Annotated in this window: 3 protein-coding genes; all 3 read right to left on the bottom strand. The window is 67.1% G+C overall.

Going from position 1 to position 2,887, the window contains the following annotated elements; all coding sequences use genetic code 11:
• A partial coding sequence (locus tag BRAS3809_RS18010; protein ID WP_035656685.1) for an NADPH-dependent FMN reductase occupies positions 1-182 on the bottom strand: 182 nt, incomplete at its 3' end.
• A 149-nt stretch (positions 183-331) separates the two neighbouring features.
• Complete coding sequence (locus BRAS3809_RS18005; RefSeq protein ID WP_008963517.1) at positions 332-1,501, bottom strand: serine hydrolase domain-containing protein; 1,170 nt, start codon at positions 1,499-1,501, stop codon at positions 332-334.
• 248 nt (positions 1,502-1,749) lie between these two features.
• On the bottom strand, positions 1,750-2,748 hold the full coding sequence (locus BRAS3809_RS18000) for an MBL fold metallo-hydrolase (RefSeq protein WP_008963516.1): 999 nt from the start codon (positions 2,746-2,748) through the stop codon (positions 1,750-1,752).
• Positions 2,749-2,887 lie beyond the last annotated feature (139 nt).

Below are 2,887 nucleotides of genomic sequence, written 5' to 3'. Positions count from 1 at the left end.
AGCCAATCCGCCGGCGGATTGGCTTCGAGATCCTGGTTGAAGAACGACAGGCCTTCGGGCGTCACCACCTCGATCTTCAGGCTGGCGGGCGCGAGCCTGGCCATCGCCTTGGCGATCTTGAGCGTGAAGCTCTCCTTGCGCAGGCTGCCGACGAGCGCGACGATGGAATATGGGGCGGGCATTGGGGGATCCTTTGCGAGGGAACGTGTGGCCGGCACTTAGACAGCCCCGCCCGGAAGATGCAAGTGCATGAAACCAGCGGGACGCGAAACTCAGCGTTTCAGCGCCGGACCCGCGGGAATGGTCCCGCGCCTCGCCGCGCGCACCGAAATCAGCGCGCCGCCTTGATGCAGCGGGTGAATTCGGCCACCGCCTGATGCGTGAGCCAGATCGACTGCCCCTCGACGGGCTGCGCCCAGCTCGACAGCTTGGCGATCACGATCGCGTTGGCGGCATCGATGAACAGGTTCTGGCCGTGGATGCCCATCGCGAACAGCAGCTGCGGCGCGTCGTTGATGACGTACCAGCCGCTGCGGTAGTGCATGTTGCGGCTGATGGCGGCGAAGCTGTCGCGCCATTGGCCGTCGCGCCACGCCTCGGCGTCGCCGTTGTGCCTGATGTCGTCGAGCCAGGCCTCGGGGACGATCGCGTGCGAGCCGCGACGGCCGCCGGACAGCACGAGCTGGCCGAGCCGGGCGAAATCTCTCAGCGTCGCGCAGAAGCCGCCGGTGCAGCGCGGCGCGCCCTTGCGATCGAGCGTGATGAAGGCCTCGCCGCTCGCTCCCATCGGCTGCCACAGCAAGGTGCCGACCAGGCTCGCGACGCTGCGGCCGGTGGCGCACTCGATCGCCCAGCCGATCAGGTCGGTGTTGGACGAGACGTAGCTGAACGGCCCGCCATGCGGCTTGGCCTGCGCCCGCATCGTGGCAAAGAACTCGTGCAGGTGCGGCGTCGTCCCGGCCGCGACCGGCTCCCAGCCGGCGGCGTCGGCGTAGGCTTGAAGCCCGGCGCCGTCGAACACGATGCCGGCGCGCATGTCGATCAGCTGGCGCAGGGTGGCGCCCCGATACGCGGTCCCGGCCACTTCCGGCACGTAGCGCGTGACCTCGGCGTCGAGATTGATCTCGCCGCGGCCGGCGAGGATGCCGAGCAGCAGCCCGGTGATCGACTTGGTCGCGGACATCAGGATGTGCGGCGTGTCGCGATCGGTGCCGCCGTCATAGTGCTCGAACACGATGCGGCCGTCGTGCAGGATCAAGAGCCCGTCGGTCGCCGTCGCCTTGAGGAAACCGTCGAGGTCGAGCGTCCCGCCCTTCGGCAGCTTCAGGCTGAAATCCGCGAACGCCACCGGGCTCGCCGGCAGCGGCCAGGCGCTGCCAGGCGCGCTCGCGATGTCGGCAACGGGCAGGATCGACCGGATGTTGTGGAAGGCCCAGCGGCTGTACGGCGCCGTGCGCCAGTTGGAGAGGTCGGCGCTGGAGGGAGACGGATCGGTCGACATGCATGGCCCTGCGGACTGCGAGGCATCCGACATAGGCGGTCACGGCCGCGGGGGAAAGCCCGGCATTTCGCGTATGCAAAAACGAACAGGCCGCCCGGAGGCGGCCTGGCACAGTCTCTCTTCCGTCATTGCGAGGAGCCAACGGGTCCGCGCAAAGCGCGGCCCGATGACAGGCTCCGCGACGAAGCAATCCAGAGTCCCGACCGAGCCCCTGGATTGCGTCGCTCCGCTCGCAATGACGGGCAAGCTCAGAGCACCGGATTCCACGGCGCCGGGATCAGCCGGTAGCGCGGTCCGTCCTTCTCGACATAGCCGACCGACGGGAACGAGAAGTGGAAGCCGATCACCTTGGCCTTTTCCGTCGCAACCATGTCGTAGAACTTGTGCCGCGTCTCCTGCGCCTGCGCCGCATCGGTGTCGAACATCACATGCCAGTCCGGATTGCGCAGGAACAGCTCCGGCACATTGGTGACGTCGGACTGGATGAACAATTTGGCGTTGCCGGAGGCCACGGCGTACGAGGTATGGCCCGGGGTGTGGCCGGGGGTCGACAGCGCGGTGATGCCCGGCGCGACCTCCTTGTCCCAATCGTACTGGGTCACCTTGTTCTCCAAGCCTCCGAACACCTTCTTGAAGTTGGCGAAATTGCCCTTCATCAGCTCGGACTGCGCCTTGGCCGCGTTCTCGTCGCTGTTCCAGAACGCCCACTCCACCGACGGCACCTTGATCTCGGCGTTCGGGAACGCCAGCGAGCCGTCGGCGAGCTTCAGGCCGTTGATGTGGTCGCCATGCATGTGCGAGAGCACGACGACGTCGATGCTCTTCGGATCGACGCCGGCGGCCGCCAGATTCTGCAGGGTGCGGCCGACCGCACCCTTGCTGGCCTCGAACGCGCCGACGCCGTTGCCGGTGTCGATCAGGACCAGCTTGGAGCCGGTGTTGATCAGCTGCGGATTGAAGGGAATCGTGACCATGCCCTTGGGCATGTAGGAGCCCTCCGCCGCCGCCAGCGCCTCGTCCTTGGCGGTGTTGACGACGAACTTGTCGGGCATCGGGAAGGTGCGCGCGCCGTCATTGATCGACGTGCATTCGTAGTCGCCGACCTTGTAACGGTAGAAGCCCGGCGCCTGCGCTCCGGCCGGCGCAACGGCCGCGCGTGCCGGCCCGCCGGTCAGCGCAGGCAAGGCGCTGGCGGCTCCCGCGAGGGCTGCTCCAGCCAGAAAGCGACGGCGATCCAATTGGCTCATGACAAATCTCTCCTCAATGCTTGATGCGGCGCACACCGCCCCCGGGACAAAACGCGGCGGATTGTCTCTGGCCGCAGGCCAAAGGCAAGCCCGTCCGCAACGTTCGGGAGGCGACGTCAGGTCACTTATCTTTGTTGGG

It is taken from the genome of Bradyrhizobium sp. STM 3809 (genome assembly GCF_000239795.1).
GTDB lineage: Bacteria > Pseudomonadota > Alphaproteobacteria > Rhizobiales > Xanthobacteraceae > Bradyrhizobium.
This window is presented reverse-complemented; position numbering and strand designations above follow the sequence as displayed.

Bases quoted from the DNA above. Each gene is read 5' to 3' on its own strand.
- BRAS3809_RS18005 (WP_008963517.1), bottom strand. From the start codon at position 1,501: ATGTCGACCGATCCGTCTCCCTCCAGCGCCGACCTCTCCAACTGGCGC.
- BRAS3809_RS18000 (WP_008963516.1), bottom strand. From the start codon at position 2,748: ATGAGCCAATTGGATCGCCGTCGCTTTCTGGCTGGAGCAGCCCTCGCG.